This is a genomic window from Rhodoferax fermentans (assembly GCF_002017865.1).
GTDB classification, from domain to species: Bacteria; Pseudomonadota; Gammaproteobacteria; order Burkholderiales; family Burkholderiaceae_C; genus Rhodoferax; species Rhodoferax fermentans.
Map to the genome: position 1 here is coordinate 2,006,495 of NZ_MTJN01000002.1, position 16,015 is coordinate 2,022,509.

Consider the following 16,015-nt stretch of genomic DNA (forward strand, 5'->3'; position numbering starts at 1 on the left):
TCAACGCCCGCCAATGGCCACCTGGCCAAAGGCGGCCTGGGCCTCGCGCGGCAGGCAACGCCAGTAGCTTGGGTTGGCCGTCACCGTGCCACCCAGGCGTGCTGCGGCATGCCAGCCCCAGCGGGGCTCGTACAAAAAGGCACGTGCCAACGCCACCAGATCCGCGTCACCAGCCTGCAACACCGCCTCGGCCTGGTCGGGCTCGGTGATCAGCCCCACAGCCACCGTTGCCAGACCACTGCTGGCATGGATGGCACGGGCAAAGGGCAGCTGGTAACCCGCGCCCAGAGCGATTTTTTGCTGCGGTGACACACCACCCGAAGACACGTGGATGAAGTCACAACCCGCTGCCTTGAGCTGCTGGCAAAAGGCTTCACTTTGCGGTAAGTCCCAACCACCCTCGACCCAGTCGGTGGCCGACAGGCGCAGGCCCAGCACACCGTCATAAGCCGCGCGCATGGCGGCAAACACTTCCAGCGGAAAACGAACGCGGTTCTCGAACGAACCACCATAAGCATCGCTGCGCTGGTTGGACAAGGGCGACAAAAATTGGTGCAACAAATAGCCGTGCGCCGCATGTAACTCGATGGCATCCACACCGATGCGCCGGGCGCGCAGCGCGGCCGCTACAAACGCCTCACGGACCTGCACCAGCCCGGCCATACTGAGGTCGGTGGGTGGCGCTTCCGTGGGCAAATGTGGCAAAGGTGATGGCGCCACCGTCTGCCAGCCGCCTTGATCGGGTGACAACAACTGCCCGCCCTGCCAGGGCACGGCGCTGGAGGCCTTGCGACCCGCGTGCGCGAGCTGAATACACACGGCGGTGGCCGGTGCCAGTGCGCGGGCGCGCTTCAGATGCTCACCCAGCGCGGCCTCGGTGCTGTCGTCCCACAGGCCCAGGCATTGGGGGGTGATGCGGCCTTCTGGCAGCACCGCAGTGGCTTCGATGGTGAACATCGCCGCACCACTGTTGAGCAAGTTACCCCAGTGCATCAGGTGCCAGTCGGTGGCGCAGCCGTCAACGGCCTGGTACTGGCACATCGGTGCCACCACCAGACGGTTGGGCAGGGTGATGCCGCCACGCGGCGAAGGCAGGTGCCAGGGTGAAAAAAGCAGGCTCATGGTGTTTACAAGAGGGTGGGTGGTCAGCAAGCATAGCCCAGACGCCTGTCAGCCAAACATCAGCGGCACGTGTTACCGGTTTGTACCTGAGCCGTGTCAAGCGCCCGTAAAATGATGCCTGACCCGCTTGAAACATGACAGCGACGGCCCTGCGTGCCGCCTAAGCCACAGGTTGGTTTTATTAACTCCCGGAGAAAATCTATGACGATCAAGATTGGTATCAACGGCTTTGGCCGCATCGGACGCAATGTGTTGCGCTCAGCCCTGCAGAGCTTCGACGATATCGAAGTCGTGGCCATCAACGACCTGCTGGAGCCCAGCTACCTGGCCTACATGTTGAAGTACGACTCGGTGCACGGCCGCTTCAAGGGCGACGTGTCTGTGGACGGCAACACCCTCACCGTCAATGGCAAGAAAATTCGCCTGACACAAGAACGTGACCCAGCCAACCTGAAGTGGAACGAAGTCGGCGCCGACATCGTGATCGAATCCACCGGTATTTTCCTGGACAAGGCCGGCGGCGAAAAGCATCTGGCAGCTGGCGCCAAGAAGGTCATCTTCTCGGCACCTTCCAAGGACGACACCCCGATGTTTGTGTTTGGTGTGAATGACAAGACCTATGCGGGTCAAACCATCATCTCCAACGCCTCTTGCACCACCAACTGCCTGGCTCCTTTGGCCAAGGTGATCAACGACAAGTTTGGCATCAAACGTGGCCTGATGACCACCGTGCACGCTGCTACCGCCACACAAAAGACAGTGGACGGCCCGTCCAACAAAGACTGGCGCGGCGGCCGCGGCATTCTGGAAAACATCATCCCCTCCAGCACCGGCGCTGCCAAGGCTGTGGGCGTGGTGATTCCTGCACTCAACAAGAAACTGACCGGCATGTCGTTCCGCGTGCCAACCAGCGACGTGTCGGTGGTTGACCTGACGTGTGAACTCAACACCAGCGCCACCATGGCCGAAATTTGTGCCGAAATCAAGGCACAAAGCGAAGGCGCCATGAAGGGCGTGCTCGGTTACACCGAAGAAAAAGTGGTGGCCACCGACTTCCGTGGTGAAACCCGCACCAGCGTGTTTGACGCAGACGCCTCCATCGCTCTGGACGGCACCTTCGTGAAACTGGTTGCCTGGTACGACAACGAATGGGGTTATTCCAACAAGTGCCTGGAAATGGTGCGCGTGGTCGCCAAGTAATTCTGGCCAAACCCAACAAAAAGGCCCGTGCTGCATTGCAGCCGGGCCTTTTTTTACGTCTGTGCCGGTCTGACCGGCCACGCCAAGCGCAGCGCCGTCTCAGCGGATGAAGTCCTTGTTTTGCCCCAGCATGCTGGGCGTGACCAGCGTGATGCCCGAGTCGGTGACGTGGAAGCGCTTGCGATCGACCTCCGGGTCCACCCCAATCTGGGTGCCATCGGGCAAATGGCATTCACGGTCCAGAATACATTTTTTGATGACGCAGTTGCGGCCAATCTGCACATTGGGCAGCACCACCGAGTCTTCCACCAGCGTGTAATTGTGCACATGCACGCCTGAGAACAACATTGAGCGCCGCACCGTGGCCCCGCTGATGATGCAGCCGCCTGACACCGTCGAGTCGATGGCGCTGCCACGGCGGGTTTCGTCGTCAAACACAAACTTGGCCGGTGGACGCTGCTCCTGCCAGGTCCAGATCGGCCAGCTGTCGTCGTACAGGTTCAGCTCAGGCGTCACCTGCACCAGGTCCATGTTGGCGGACCAATACGCGTCCAGTGTGCCGACGTCACGCCAGTAGGCCGGTTTGCCGGGTTCCTGGACACAGCTGTCGGCAAAACTCTGGGCAAAGGTGCGGTAGCGTTTGACGCAGTGCGGAATGATGTCCTTGCCAAAGTCATGGCTCGATTTCGGGTCGTCGGCGTCGCGGCTAAGCTGCTCGAACAGGAAGCGGGCATTAAACACGTAGACCCCCATGCTGGCCAGGGCCACATCGGGCTTGCCCGGCATGTGCTGGGGTTGGGCCGGTTTTTCCTGGAAATCGACCACCCGGCCTTCGTCGTTGACCGACATCACCCCAAAGCTGCTGGCCTCCTGGATCGGCACCTCGATACACGCCACCGTCATGTCCGCCTGGCGCTCCACATGGCCCAACAGCAGTCGGCCATAGTCCATGCGGTAAATGTGGTCGCCCGAGAGGATCAGCACGTATTTGGGGTTGGCGTGGCGGATTTCGCGCAGGTTCTGGAACACCGCATCCGCCGTGCCCTGGTACCAGTGTGATTCGTCCACCTGCTGCTGCGCGGGCATGATCTCGATGAACTCGCCCAGGCGGCCATCCAGGAAACTCCAGCCCAGCTGCAAATGCCGGATCAGGCTTTGTGACTTGTACTGGGTGGCCACCCCCACACGGCGCACGCCCGAGTTGACGCAGTTGGACAGGGTGAAGTCGATGATGCGGAACTTGCCACCAAAAGGCACGGCCGGCTTGGAGCGCCAGTCGGTCAGCTCACGCAAGCGGCTACCGCGGCCACCCGCGAGCACCATGGCAAAGGTGTTGCGGGTGAGTTGGCTGACGAGTCGGGGATCGCGCCCGCTGCGTCTGTCTGGGCTGGATGCATCAAAGTCACTCATGTTGGCGCCTCAAATTGTTTTGTGCTAAGCCCTGTTGCTGGTCAACACAGCTTGCAGTTGCTCATTCTATTGATTTAGAAGCACGAATGGTGCACATCGGCACAGGATTTCAGCATGCGCTGGCAGCGGCCTATTTATACAAAAATGGCCTCCAGCCCTTGTTTAAAAAGGGGCGGACGCTATAAAAATAACATTCCTCTGGGCACCCGCCGGGTCATGGACCCAGGGTTTTACTCAGGCACACAGATCTGGCCGCGCTTCATGGCCAGCAGCGTGCGCCAGCTGATCAGGGCCACCAGCAGCAGCAAAACCGTCAACAACAGCGGGAATAACAAGGCAAAAAAGCCACCACCCACGGTGTCCAGCATCACCGAGGTGGCAATCGTCATCGCCGCCATCGGGAACGAATAGGCCCACCACGGCAGGGCAAACGACAGGCGCCAGAAGTGTTTGACCTGCGACAGCAGCAGCAAGGTGATGAACAGGGCAAAGTAATACAGGATGCGCGCCACATCGTCGACCACACCGTTGTGCAACTTGACCCAGGAGATGAAACCCACGGCGGGCGGCGCAATCAGGATGAACAGTGTGGGCAGCAGCTTGGCAGGCAGCATCGGGTGAAAGAAAAAACGGTTGAACAACACCGCCAGCAGCGGGGTCCACATCATCAGCCCGACGCTGAAGTAAAACCACGAGATTTCCTGATAACCCAGCGGCACACCCGCGATGGGCACCAGGATGTTGCCCACAATCGGGATGAACCAGGCCGGGTTGCTGTGCTGCACCTGGAACTTCTCGTGGTGCATCCAGGCCGACAGGATGACCAGGGTGAACAGCAGTTGCACCGTGGCACCCACGGCCCACAAGACCTGCGAAACAGCTGGTGCGTGGCCCAAGGCCGCAATCGCCAGCAACAACATACCAATCGACATCGCCGGAAAGAAGCTCAGCCGGATGGGGTGGTTGAACTCGGCCAGCACCTGCGGGCGATGCAACACCCATTTGCCCAGATAGGCCAAGCTGATGAGCACAAACACCAGCGCCGTCAGCACCAGCAGCCCCAGACTGGGCGCCACCGACCAGTGCCACAGGTGCTCAGCCTTTTCCAGCGCGATGGTGGTGCCCGCCAGGCCCATGACGATGGAAAACATCGACACCGGCAGGCGTTCAAGACGGCCATGGGAGGCCGCAGCGGGCGTGGCAACAGGGGTACTCATAACAACAGATCTCCAGTTCATACAGCTGGAAACCATGATACGGGCAGCACCCCCAATCACACGGTGACAAGAGTCACGCAGTGTGGGTGGCCGGTGGTTTGGGCGCTACTTGCTCACCTGGCCAGGGCTGCGCGCCGGACGTGGCAAGGCCCGCGCATCGCGCACCAGTTGGCCACAGTCACTGTCCTGGCCGGGGCCCGCGTCGATCAGCGGCAGCAAGGCCAGCAGCGGGTTGACCAGGCCCAGTGCCACTGCACCGGCAGCGCGCGCGGCCACCTGGCCTTTGTCGACACTGACCTGGGGTTGGGCAAAACTGCCGCGAATGTAGATCGGGCTGCGCAAGGCCACCGGGCTGGTGGTCTTGGTCTTGGGGGTGAGCGTCAGGTCCAGCTGCTCATGGGCCAGGTCGATGTTGCCGCTGCCCAGCAAGGTGGTGACCTGGGTGTCCACCACCAGCGCCTCGGTCTGCATGACCCCGGACTTCACCTGGAAGTCTGCCACCGCGCAGCGCAGCTTGATCAGCTTGTCGCCAGTCAGATTCAGCGCCAGGATCTCCCACAGGTGCAGGCCGATTTTTTCCATCATCAAGCGGCTGACCTGGCCGCCAGCCACCACCAGACCCACCTGGCCGTTGGCACTGGCCAACATGTCACCCACCGAGTTGCCCGTGCCACTCAGCTTGAACTCGCCATTGATCTGGCCAATACTGGCCTGGTTCAGGTCCACCGTGGGGAACAGCTTGGACAACAACAGCTTGCGTGCCCGAACCTGGGCGCTGGCCTGGATCGGTGTGCTGCGCCCGTCCAGCGTGATGCGGGTCTGCAACTGCCCACCGGCCAGTCCAAAGTTGAGCGGGTCCAGCGTCAGCACCGAGTCCTGCAGTTTCAAGTGAACCGACAGGTCTTCCAGCGGCAGCGCCTCGGCGCGGCGCAAGGTTTTGGCGCTGAGCTGCACATCGGCATCCACCGAGTCCCAACGCTCGGTTTTAAAGGGCAGCTCGGGCAACACCCGCTTTTGTGCCTGCGGGTCTTTCACGGCCTGGGCCAGACTGCCGCTCCGCGCGCCAATCACCGGGCCAAGATCCGCCAGCGCCAGCAGGCGCGAGTTGAGCACGGCGTTCAAGACCGGCCGTTGGCCGCCAGTCGTGACCTCAACAAAACCGGCGATGTCGCTGGCGCCAAAACGACCGCTGAACTTCTCAAAACGCCAGCGCTGACCCACATGCCACAAATGGCCCGCCACCGAATAGGCGCGGGTGCCTGGGAAAGCGATGCCCAGCAGCGGGTAGAGCTGCTCCAGGCTACCCCCCGACAACGCCATCTGCATGTCCACGGCCGAGAAAGCCAGCAAGCCGGTCACGGTGCCGTCCACCTGCACCTGGGTCGGTCCGAGGCTGGCTGTCAGCTTGAGCGGGTAGGGCTGGCTGGTGTCGCGCAGCGCCAGCACCGGGCCACCGCTGCCCTGCGCCTTCAGCGGCAACCCCTTGAACTGGCCGGTGGCCGAGAAACTCAGGTCCAGCGCCGTGGCCCGGCTGGTTTCACCCGAGGCGGTGGCCAGCTGAGCGCGGATGCTGGTTTTCTGGTCCAGATCGTCATAACCCAGCGTGCCATGATCCAGCGCCACCCGCCCGATGTGGATGCGGTCGTTTTCGTCCTGCTGGTTGATGTCCAGCAACCAGCTTTTGCGCTTGTTGGACTGTTCCAGAAAAATGCTGGCCTGTTCCAGGCGCACTTCAGTGAAAGCGATGTTGCGCTTGAGCAAGCTGCTCAGATCGAGACCGACCGCCACACCGTCTGCCGTAACCATCTGTTTTTCCTTGGCCCAGGCCGGGTTGGCAAAACGCACACCGGTCGCATGTAAACGCGCCACCGGCCAGCCAAAGTCCACCGTCAGATCACCGCTCAACACCAGCTCACGCCCAGTGTGTTGCAGGGCCATGCGCTCCATGGGCGCGCGCAACCAGTTCCAGCCGAACAAGGCGATGACCAGCACCAGCAGCAACACCGCAGTCAACAGGGCCGCCAGCGCCCACAACACATAACGCCGCAACACCAACAAGGAAGGGAAAACCATAAACGTGTGACTTTCACAGGGACGAGGTGCGGAGGCACCCTGGGTCTCGCGCGATTGTCTGCGTCAGCGGCTGATGGGACTGTGCGTCAGCGCACCCAGGAACCCGTGGCGCTGGGCACAACACTTGAGCGATACAGTTTCCCGGACCAGGGCGGCCATGACAAGGCAACATCAATCAGGCATAGTCTTGCCCTATACGCACTCCCAAAAAAAACCTTCCCATGATGACCGACCCAAGGGCAGACATCCGCCTGGCCCAGTTACACCTGTATGTGGATATCCATCTGCATGACCGTTACCTGGCGCCGTTGCTGACCTTGGTGGTCGCCGCGATGCTCACCAACTGGGTGCCGGTCAGCTGGGCGGCCATCTGGGCTGGTTTTGAGCTGCTGATCATCGCCAACTACATCCGCGTCTACCGGGCCTTCAAGCGCAGCCAGGCCGGCGCGTCCGACGAGCCACACTGGGCCAGGCGCATCGCCTTGGCCCACGGCGCCCACATGCTGGCCTGGTCGTCGCTGGTGTTCTGGGCCTGGCAGCATGACAACTTTGCCAGCCTGGTGTTCATCATGCTGGTGCACATCGCGCTGATCGCCCTGACCACCTCGATGAGCAATGCCCATCTGCGCACACTGGAGCGCGACATGGTCTTTCCCGTCCTGGCCCTGCTTGGCCTGCCCTTGCTCGAACTCAGCTGGTTCAATATCGGCCTGAGCCTGCTGGGGCTGGGTTTCAGCGTCTTGATGCTGCTGGTGGCGCGGCAGATCAACACCTACTCGACCGAGGCCCTGCAGCTGCGCCAGCGCAACGAGATCTTGATCAGGGAGCTGGAATTGCAGGCCTCACGCGATGCACTGACCGGCCTGGTCAACCGCCGCTATTTCCTGGCCGAGGCCAACCAGCAACTCCAGGCCGCCCATCGCTCCTGCCATGTGCTGGCCTTGCTGATCATTGACCTGGACCACTTCAAACAGATCAATGACCAGTACGGCCACCTGGCTGGCGACGAGGTGCTGGGTGCGGTGGTGGATGCCCTGAAGCGCAACCTGCGCACCGGTGACTGCCTGGGGCGGCTTGGTGGCGAAGAGTTCGCGCTGCTCATGCCAGAGACCACCCAGGCCGAAGCCACCGAAACGGCCGAGCGCCTGCGCCAGGCCGCCGCTGCGGTGCCGCTCACGCTGCAGGGTCAGGCCATCTGCCAGACCGTCAGCATCGGCATTGCCTTGTTGCAAAAGGAAGACACCAGCCTGTCGAGCCTGATGCACCGGGCCGACCTGGCGATGTACGCGGCCAAGACACAAGGCCGCAACCGCGTCGTCTGCGAGCTGCCCACGCCAGCGGCAGAAGGCAGCAGCCCGAACGCAGAAACGGCCCCCCTAGCCGTCTGATTCACGCCGGTTGTTGAACAGAACCTGCTTCATATTGGCCGATAGCCCTTATTCAAAAAGGGCTTGTCGCTATCAAAAACAGAGAATAAAGTGTAGCAACCAGGCTGCTTACACCGGACTGCGTTGTGGCACCAGCAGCCCACGCGCCACCGCAGGCCGCGCGACAAAGGCCGCCAGCACACGCGTGACGTGCGGGAAGTCGGCCATGCCGACCAGATCCGCTGCTTGGTAACGCTCAATCAGGTTACGCACCCATGGCAGGATGGCGATGTCGGCAATGGTGTAGTCATCACCCAAGACCCAGGCGCGTGTGGCCAGGCGCTGGTTGAGCACACCGAGCAGGCGCCGGGATTCAGCGGCATAACGGTCACGCGGGCGTTTGTCTTCGTAGTCTTTGCCAGCAAACACGTTGAAGAAACCGAGCTGGCCAAACATCGGGCCGATACCGCCCATCTGGAACATCAGCCACTGGATCGTCTCATAACGTGCCGCCGGATCAGCTGGCAGAAACTGGCCAGTTTTCTCGGCCAGGTACAGCAGGATGGCACCTGACTCGAACAGCGCCAGCGGCTGACCACCGGGGCCATTGGGGTCGATGATGGCGGGGATCTTGTTGTTGGGAAAGGTCGCGACAAACTCGGGTGAGAGCTGGTCGTTGGTCTCAAAACTCACCAGATGCGCCTCATACGGCAAGCCGGTTTCTTCCAACAAAATCGACACCTTGACGCCGTTCGGGGTGGGTAAGGAATAGAGCTGCAGGCGCTCTGGGTGCTGGGCGGGCCACTTGCGGGTGATGGCAAAAGCAGAGAGGTCGGTCATGGATGCGTCCTTCGGGGGCGGTTGAATGCGGCGGATAATCCGCCTCTACGGCAGTCTATGCCCACTGGTTTCCGCGTGTCCTTACCCTCTCGATTTCCCCCTTTTCTGACTGAGTTTCTGCAGCGCTGGCGCCGCCCGACCCGGCGCGAGCTGCTCTGGGCGCTGGCCGCGTTGCCAACCCTGCTGCTGGCCTACACCCTGCTGCTGATTCCTTTCACACCTGCCATCAGCGACATCCGCAAGGCCAAGGTCGATTTGCCCGCGCAGGTGCTGTCGAGCGACGGCAAGCTGCTGACCGAGTTCAAATGGGCCAACCGGGTCTGGGTGCCGCTCAAAGATGTGGCGCCCTCGGTGGTGAACGCCCTGGTCGCCACCGAAGACCACCGCTTTTACGAACACTTCGGGCTGGACTGGCGGCGCACCGCCTCAGCGGCGTTGCACACCTTTTCGGGTGAGCGCCAAGGCGGCTCGACCCTGACCCAGCAATTGGCGCGCAACCTGTTCCCGCAGGAGATTGGCCGCGCGCCCACGCTCACACGCAAGCTCAAGGAAGCCATCACCGCGTTCAAGATCGAGGCGCTCTACACCAAGCCCGAGATTCTGGAGACCTACCTCAACACCGTGCCCTTTCTCTACAACGCCTACGGCATTGAGATGGCGGCGCGCACCTACTTTGACAAGTCGGCCGACCAGCTCAGTGTGCTGGAAAGCGCCACGCTGGTGGGCATGCTCAAGGGCAACAGCTACTACAACCCGGTGCTCAACCCCGAGCGGGCGCTGCAGCGGCGCAACACCGTGCTGGCGCAAATGGTCAAACGGGGGCAGCTGGAGGCCGCGCAGTACACCAGCCTGAGCAAACGCCCGCTGCGCATTGACTTTGAGCGCCAGGTCGAGGACAGCGGGCCGGTGCCACACTTTGCGGTGCAGTTGCGCAAATGGCTGATCGACTGGGCCGACGACCACGACTACAACCTCTATGCCGACGGCCTGGTGGTGCACACCACCATCGACGCACGCCTGCAGGCCCTGGCCAACCAGGCACTGGCGCGCCAGAGCCGCCACCTGCAAACCCTGGCCGACGCCGCCTGGCAGCCGCGCCGCGCCTGGGGCCCGGACAGCGCCCTGGTCCAGTCCCTGGTGCGCGAGACACCCGAGTACCGGCGTGCGGTCGATGCAGGCCAAAACGCTGACGACGTGCTGAAGGCGCTGTTGAAAGACAGCAGCTTCATGGGCCAACTGCGCACCCAGAAAACCCGTTTGCAGGCCGGTTTCCTGGCACTGGACCCGCGCAACGGCCAGGTGCGCGCCTGGGTGGGCAGCCGCGACTTTGGACAAGAGCCGTTTGACCATGTGTCGCAGGCGCGGCGCCAGCCCGGCTCGACCTTCAAACCTTTTGTTTACGGCGCCGCCTTCGATGAGGGCGCCAGCCCCGACGACACGCTGATCGACCAGGCGGTGGAGATCCCGCTGCCCGGCGGTGAAGTCTGGCGCCCCAGCGACGGTGGCCCGCCCAGCGACAAACCCATGCGCCTGCGCGATGCACTGGCCTATTCCAAAAACACCATCACCGCCCAGCTGATGCAATCCGTCGGCCCCGAGCGGGTGGCCCGGCTGGCACGTGCCATGGGTGTCAACGAGAGTCCGTTGGAGGCGGTGCCCGCGCTGGCCCTGGGCACCAGCCCGGTGAGCTTGAAAGAAATGGTCAGCGCCTACAGCAGCATCGCGCATGACGGTCAGTACCTAGCGCCAATGCTGGTGACCCGCATTGAGAACCGCCAGGGCGAGGTGCTGGCCGAGTTCGACCCGGCCAAGCCACAGCGGGCCCTGTCGGCCCAGGCCAACTACCAACTGCTCGACGTCATGCGGGGTGTGGTGGACAAAGGCACCGGCGTGGCCATCCGCAGCCGCTACGGCATCCGCGCTGACGTGGCTGGCAAAACCGGCACCACCCAGGACAACACCGACGGCTGGTTCATCCTGATGCACCCGCAGCTGGTGGCCGGTGCCTGGGTCGGCTTCAACGACGGGCGCATCACCCTGCGCAGCGACTACTGGGGCCAGGGCGCACACAGCGCCTTGCCGATCGTGGGTGAGGTCACCGCCCAGGCGCTGCGGACCAAGCTGATCGACCCACGCGAGCGTTTCGAGGCACCGCCCGAGGGCTTTTTCAGCCAACTGGCCAAAGGGTTGCGTGACTGGGTGCAGGGCCTGATGGCGCCCAAGCCCGTACCTGTGCCACAACCGGTGCGTCAGCCCGCCCCCGAAGAGGTGGTGGCGCCGGAGCCCGCTGTGCCCGCCAGTGAACCGGTTGAGGTGGTGGCATCCACGGTCACGCTGCCAGCCAGTGCGCCGGTATCGCCCATTTCAGCCTCCAGCGCCGCGCCCACGCTGGGACCGGTGGCACCGGTGTCTGTGCCTGCACCTGCTGTGGTGCCCGATGACGCGGTGCGTTAGGGCCGGGTTCATTCGCTGACGTGCTGCTCTGTGGGTAGGCCATGTGAGCTTGAGCGCGAGGCCTCAGACGCTCTGCGCTTTGCGACATCGGCCCCCCGCCCAAACTCACACGGCCCGAGAACATCGCCGGGACTCAGCTTTTTTCAGGGGTCAGGCTGTTGAACGGTGGCGAACCAAAGTGCGCGCCGCAGCGGGTGGGGTGTTGGGGTCCACCGATGTCGCAAAGCGCAGCGCGTCTGAGGTGGGCGCCAATACCCCACCCGCTGCCACCCAAGACGTGAGACGGTCTTGGGCCGCCAGCCTCAGCCCGCCGTCGCCATCCGCAGCCGACGCGCCGCGTCTTCAGCCCGGGCGTCGTCAATCTCGCGCAACACCGCCTGCATGTCGACACTGGCTTGTGAGCGCTCAAAACGACCTGTGAGCGGCATGTCCACACTCAGCAACCCGGCCTGGTACAGGCTCCAGATTTCAGGGCCGTACTCGGTGGCCAGCAGTTCGGGGGCGAACTGGCCGAAGAAGTCGCGCAGATTCGCCACATCGCGCAGCAACATGCGCTGGGCGTGGTTGTTGCCCGCCGCGTCCACCGCTTGTGGCAGGTCAATGATCACCGGTTCATCCAGCCCGTCGGCCTCATCCACTCCGGGGGTGTGCGCCAGCAGGATGTTGAACTCGGACAAATCACCGTGCACCACGCCAGCACCCAGCATGCGCACCACTTCTTTGATCAGCGTGGCGTGGTGTTGGCGCGCCTGCTCGGGGGTAAAGGCCACATCGTTCAGGCGCGGGGCGGCGTCGCCCTGCGCGTCGGTCACCAGTTCCATCAGCAACACACCGTCGCAAAAGTTGTAGGGCTGGGGCACCCGCACACCGGCGGCGGCCAGGCGGTAGAGCGCGTCGACCTCGGCGCTTTGCCAGGCGGCTTCTTGTTCCTGGCGGCCAAACTTGCTGCCTTTGGCCATGGCACGCGCCGAACGCGAGTTTTTCACCTTGCGGTTTTCGGTGTAGTCCACCGCCTGGCGAAAGCTGCGCTGGGTGGCTTCTTTGTAAATCTTGGCGCAGCGGGTCTCCGCACCGCAGCGCACCACAAACACCATCGCCTCCTTGCCACTCATCAGCTGGCGCACCACGCTGTCGATCAGACCCTCTTCGATCAGGGACATCAGTCGGGCAGGTGGTTTCATGGGGCGTTGGGTCGGGGCTGGGGGAGCTGGATTGTCAGCCCCAGCGCCCATATCAGCCCAAGGCGTCTGGCTGAAGCCCTACTGGGGGTGTTTCAGGCAGTGCCAGAAAAGTGCGCAAGCGTGCCAGCTCCTCCTCCAGCGCCTGCGCAAACACCGCATCCGTCGGTGGGCTACCTGCCACATAACCCAGGTCCACCTCCAGCTGATCGCCCCGCACCGCCAGATTGCCCCAGCCAATGACCTGCTCGCGCCACAACAGCGGCAACGCGTAATAACCGCGCACCCGTTTGGGCGCCGGGGTGTAGGCCTCAAAACGGTAAGCCCAGCCCCAGAACAGCTCAAACCGGCGCCGGTCCCACACCACCGGGTCAAACGGGGCCAGCAGCCGCAACATGTCGCCATTGGCCAAGCGGCGGCTGGTGGGGGTTTCATCAGCAGGCCAATACCAGGTGACACCGTCGACCTGGGCGCTGGCCAGGCGCTGTTTGGCCCGCTGGAACGCAGCGGCGCGCTGGGTCGCCCACTGCGGCGTACCGCCACGCAGGTGGCTGATCAGCTCACCGAGCGAGCGCTCGGGCAGGGGTGCGTATTTGTTCACGATCACATCCACCAGCGCGTCCATGGCCTGGGCCGGGTCCGGCGCGGTTTCTGACATGCCGTCGCGCGCGGCATAGGTGCGCACACCACTCACCCGCCCGGCAATACGCAGCAGGCCGCGGTAATGCATGTCGTCAAGCAGTTGGGTGCTGGCGTTGGACGAGCCACCAAACCAGTTGCGCGCCGAGCCATGGGCAAAGTGGGCGTCCACCTCACGCGGGTGCACCACACCATGGGCCAGCACAAAGTCCAGCACCGCCTGGGCCTGCGCAGCACGCTCGGGGGTCCACACCGCCTGCGGCACACGTGGGTGCATCAGCGCCTGGGTGCTGCGCGGCACAAAGCCGTAGTTGACGAAAAAGTCTTCTTCAACATCAAGCTGGGGGTAACGCCGCTCCAGATCACCGGCGCGGTAGCCCTTGACGCGATGGCGCAGGGTCAGGTCTTGCGCACGCGCCGGGGCGCGGATCGGGTCCGCCTGCACAAAACCCAGGCGCGCGATGGCCGCAGGCAGCGTGGTGGGTGCAAACAGGCTGCGGGCCAGCGCAAAGCGACGCAGTTGGTGGAGAGTGATGGCCATGGTGCCCAGCCTTTGGTAACTGTGTAAAAATACAGTATATCTGCCAGACATGGGGTCAACAATCCCATGTCACACCTCTTGAACACAAGCACCTTCCACCATGGCTGAACCCCTGATCAAGCAATACGGCGCCGACGTGCCCCAAGCCATAACCAGCATGATTGCAGCGGTCTACCCGGCTTTTGACTCTGCCGGTTTTGTGGCCGAAGTACTGGACGGTTTTGACACCCTGGCGCTGATGGCACGTGGCCAACACATCGCCCGAGCACTGCGCCGCTTCTTGCCAGAGAACTACCCCGAGGCACTGGCCATCTTGATGGCGTCCATCGAGCAGCCCCATGGCCGCGACTCGAGCCTGACACTCGGCTCGTTTCTGTACCTGCCGCACACTTTGTTTGTGGCCAACTACGGGCTGGACCACTTTGAGGCGTCCATGGCAGCGCAGCACACCTTGACCCAGCGTTTCAGCGCCGAGTTCAGCATCCGCCCTTTTCTGGAGCACCACACACAGGCCACTCTGGCGCAGTTCAGGGTCTGGGCCACCGACCCGAGTGAACATGTGCGCCGCCTGGTGTCTGAGGGCTCGCGCCCACGCCTGCCCTGGGCGCCGCGCCTGCGCCAGTTCCAGGCCGACCCGACACCGGTTCTTGATTTGCTGGAGCTGCTCAAGGACGACCCGGCGCTGTATGTGCGCCGCTCGGTGGCCAACAACCTCAACGACATTGGCAAGGACCACCCCGAGCTGTTGACCCGCATCACCCAGGCCTGGCTACAAGACGCGAGCCCCGAGCAGGCCTGGATCGTGAACCACGCGCTGCGCTCGGCGGTGAAACGCGGCGAAGCCGGTGCGCTCAAGGTATTGGGTTATGGCCAGGCTGCGCAGTTGGCTGTGGGCCAGGTCCAGATCAGCCCCGGCCAGGTGGTGATGGGTGGCGCGGTACAAATCAGCTTTGTGCTGACCAATTCCCAAAACCAATCACAAAGGGTGCTGGTGGATTTGGCGGTGCACTATGTCAAGGCCAATGGTCAAACCCGCGCCAAGGTGTTCAAACTGACCACGCTGGAACTGGCACCGGGCCAGACCGTGCAACTGTCCAAAAAACTCTCCTTGGCCGAGATGACGACCCGCAAACACTACCCGGGTCGCCATCCGGTGGCGGTATTGCTCAACGGCCAGGCGCAGCCGCTCGGCGCGTTTGAGTTGGTGCCGGGTGGATGAACCGGATTTTATGCATCCAATTGGCCTATAGCCCTTTAAACACAAGGGTCAATAGCTATCAATAAAGGAATGCAACGGGCGTGCCATGGACCTTTTTGACGACCTGCCACCGGAGCCGGATACGGCACCCGCAAGCCTCGGGCCCGGTGCACTGCTGCTGCGTGGTTTTGTCTTGAAGGAGGCGCCCGAACTGCTGCAAGCGGTTGAGGCCGTGTTGCAGCAAGCGCCGCTGCGCCACATGCAAACGCCCGGCGGTTACACCATGTCGGTGGCTACCAGCAGCTGCGGCCCACTGGGCTGGGTGTCCGACCCGCGTGGTTACCGCTATGCGGCGCACGACCCGCTCTCAGGCCAGGCCTGGCCGGACATGCCCGCTGTTGGTCTGGCGTTGGCGCAACAGGCTGCGGCGCTGGCCGGTTACCCGCAGTTTGCACCCGACGCCTGCCTGATCAACCAGTACCAACCCGGCGCCAAACTCTCCTTGCACCAGGACCGCGATGAGCAGGACCTCAGCGCACCCATCGTCTCGCTGTCGCTGGGCCTGCCTGCGGTGTTTTTGTTTGGCACACCCAGCCGCCAAGACCGGCCGCAGCGTTACCGGCTGGTGCATGGCGACGTGGTGGTGTGGGGTGGCCCGTCGCGGCTGGCGTTTCATGGTGTGGCGCCCTTGGCCGAGGGGGAACACGCGCTGCTGGGCAGGCGGCGCATCAACCTGACGTTTCGCCAGGTCAAGCGCCGCGTTTGAAGGCCTTTTT

Annotated in this window: 12 protein-coding genes; 5 read left to right on the top strand and 7 right to left on the bottom strand. The window is 63.0% G+C overall.

The annotated features are described in order from the left end of the window. Nucleotides 1-1,122 (bottom strand): NADH:flavin oxidoreductase/NADH oxidase, encoded by a 1,122-nt coding sequence (locus tag RF819_RS09540; RefSeq protein WP_078364771.1) that lies wholly within the window; start codon nt 1,120-1,122, stop codon nt 1-3. Between the two features lie 201 nt (nt 1,123-1,323). On the opposite strand from RF819_RS09540, the gene gap reads away from it, so the two are divergent. Continuing rightward, nucleotides 1,324-2,322 (top strand): type I glyceraldehyde-3-phosphate dehydrogenase, encoded by a 999-nt coding sequence (gap, locus tag RF819_RS09545; protein WP_078364772.1) that lies wholly within the window; start codon nt 1,324-1,326, stop codon nt 2,320-2,322. Nucleotides 2,323-2,421: 99 nt separating this feature from the next. Here gap and glgC read toward each other — a convergent pair whose 3' ends face one another. The 3 genes from glgC to RF819_RS09560 form a co-directional block, all read right to left on the bottom strand. After that, nucleotides 2,422-3,732, bottom strand: a complete 1,311-nt coding sequence (gene glgC / locus RF819_RS09550; RefSeq protein ID WP_078364773.1) for a glucose-1-phosphate adenylyltransferase — start codon at nt 3,730-3,732, stop codon at nt 2,422-2,424. 230 nt (nt 3,733-3,962) lie between these two features. Next, on the bottom strand, nt 3,963-4,949 hold the full coding sequence (locus RF819_RS09555; RefSeq protein WP_078364774.1) for an SLAC1 anion channel family protein: 987 nt from the start codon (nt 4,947-4,949) through the stop codon (nt 3,963-3,965). 105 nt (nt 4,950-5,054) lie between these two features. Further along, nucleotides 5,055-7,022, bottom strand: coding sequence for an AsmA family protein (locus tag RF819_RS09560; RefSeq protein ID WP_078364775.1), 1,968 nt, complete (start codon nt 7,020-7,022; stop codon nt 5,055-5,057). A gap of 221 nt (nt 7,023-7,243) precedes the next feature. On the opposite strand from RF819_RS09560, the gene RF819_RS09565 reads away from it, so the two are divergent. Continuing rightward, nucleotides 7,244-8,410 carry a GGDEF domain-containing protein gene (locus RF819_RS09565; protein WP_078364776.1) on the top strand — a complete coding sequence of 389 codons (1,167 nt, stop codon included), beginning with the start codon at nt 7,244-7,246 and terminating at the stop codon, nt 8,408-8,410. Between the two features lie 108 nt (nt 8,411-8,518). Here the strand turns inward: RF819_RS09565 and RF819_RS09570 are convergent, their stop codons facing one another. Further along, nucleotides 8,519-9,229, bottom strand: coding sequence for a glutathione S-transferase N-terminal domain-containing protein (locus RF819_RS09570; protein ID WP_078364777.1), 711 nt, complete (start codon nt 9,227-9,229; stop codon nt 8,519-8,521). A 57-nt stretch (nt 9,230-9,286) separates the two neighbouring features. On the opposite strand from RF819_RS09570, the gene RF819_RS09575 reads away from it, so the two are divergent. Beyond that, nucleotides 9,287-11,683, top strand: a complete 2,397-nt coding sequence (locus RF819_RS09575; protein ID WP_078364778.1) for a penicillin-binding protein 1A — start codon at nt 9,287-9,289, stop codon at nt 11,681-11,683. A gap of 302 nt (nt 11,684-11,985) precedes the next feature. Here the strand turns inward: RF819_RS09575 and RF819_RS09580 are convergent, their stop codons facing one another. After that, the gene (locus RF819_RS09580) at nt 11,986-12,864 is read right to left on the bottom strand and encodes a PA4780 family RIO1-like protein kinase (protein ID WP_078364779.1); all 879 of its coding nucleotides are present in this window, start codon (nt 12,862-12,864) and stop codon (nt 11,986-11,988) included. A gap of 52 nt (nt 12,865-12,916) precedes the next feature. Beyond that, nucleotides 12,917-14,041, bottom strand: a complete 1,125-nt coding sequence (locus RF819_RS09585) for a DNA glycosylase AlkZ-like family protein (RefSeq protein WP_078364780.1) — start codon at nt 14,039-14,041, stop codon at nt 12,917-12,919. Between the two features lie 100 nt (nt 14,042-14,141). On the opposite strand from RF819_RS09585, the gene RF819_RS09590 reads away from it, so the two are divergent. Both RF819_RS09590 and alkB read left to right on the top strand, forming a co-directional pair. After that, nucleotides 14,142-15,260: a DNA alkylation repair protein gene (locus RF819_RS09590; protein ID WP_078364781.1), complete on the top strand. Its 1,119-nt coding sequence runs from the start codon at nt 14,142-14,144 to the stop codon at nt 15,258-15,260. Nucleotides 15,261-15,345: 85 nt separating this feature from the next. Beyond that, entirely contained in the window at nt 15,346-16,005 is a 660-nt protein-coding gene (gene alkB / locus RF819_RS09595) for a DNA oxidative demethylase AlkB (RefSeq protein ID WP_078364782.1), read from the top strand. Nucleotides 16,006-16,015: the final 10 nt, after the last annotated feature.

Coding starts and splice junctions, on each gene's coding strand:
- glgC (WP_078364773.1), bottom strand. CDS start 3,732: ATGAGTGACTTTGATGCATCCAGCCCAGACAGACGCAGCGGGCGCGAT.
- RF819_RS09570 (WP_078364777.1), bottom strand. CDS start 9,229: ATGACCGACCTCTCTGCTTTTGCCATCACCCGCAAGTGGCCCGCCCAG.
- RF819_RS09585 (WP_078364780.1), bottom strand. CDS start 14,041: ATGGCCATCACTCTCCACCAACTGCGTCGCTTTGCGCTGGCCCGCAGC.
- RF819_RS09540 (WP_078364771.1), bottom strand. CDS start 1,122: ATGAGCCTGCTTTTTTCACCCTGGCACCTGCCTTCGCCGCGTGGCGGC.
- RF819_RS09555 (WP_078364774.1), bottom strand. CDS start 4,949: ATGAGTACCCCTGTTGCCACGCCCGCTGCGGCCTCCCATGGCCGTCTT.
- RF819_RS09590 (WP_078364781.1), top strand. CDS start 14,142: ATGGCTGAACCCCTGATCAAGCAATACGGCGCCGACGTGCCCCAAGCC.
- RF819_RS09575 (WP_078364778.1), top strand. CDS start 9,287: ATGCCCACTGGTTTCCGCGTGTCCTTACCCTCTCGATTTCCCCCTTTT.
- RF819_RS09565 (WP_078364776.1), top strand. CDS start 7,244: ATGATGACCGACCCAAGGGCAGACATCCGCCTGGCCCAGTTACACCTG.
- RF819_RS09560 (WP_078364775.1), bottom strand. CDS start 7,022: ATGGTTTTCCCTTCCTTGTTGGTGTTGCGGCGTTATGTGTTGTGGGCG.
- RF819_RS09580 (WP_078364779.1), bottom strand. CDS start 12,864: ATGAAACCACCTGCCCGACTGATGTCCCTGATCGAAGAGGGTCTGATC.
- alkB (WP_078364782.1), top strand. CDS start 15,346: ATGGACCTTTTTGACGACCTGCCACCGGAGCCGGATACGGCACCCGCA.
- gap (WP_078364772.1), top strand. CDS start 1,324: ATGACGATCAAGATTGGTATCAACGGCTTTGGCCGCATCGGACGCAAT.